We start from the raw sequence: 275 nt of genomic DNA on the forward strand, positions 1-275 counted from the left end.
TCCGGGACCTCGCCGAGCGCCGTCCCGACCTCGACTGGATCTGCGCGGAGAACGCCGTCTACTCGATCGTGCCGGGGCGCCGGCCGAACGCCGCCGACCTCGCCGGACTCACCGACCGGCCGGTGTTCGTCACCACCTACGACCAGCACTCGGTCTGGCGGAACGACGCCGCGCTGCGGCTGCTCGGGATCTCCGACGGCCACGACATCCCGTGGGGTCGTCCCGAGCGCGACGATGCCGGCAAGCCGACCGGCTGGGTCACCGACTTCTACACC

At 72.0% G+C, this 275-nt stretch carries 1 pseudogene; it reads left to right on the top strand.

Annotated features, from left to right (window positions below):
• Positions 1–275: pseudogene (locus tag AC1RPY_RS07875) on the top strand (hypothetical protein); the annotation flags it as partial.

The organism is Dellaglioa sp. CoH-56-MRSF-12, assembly GCF_056782075.1.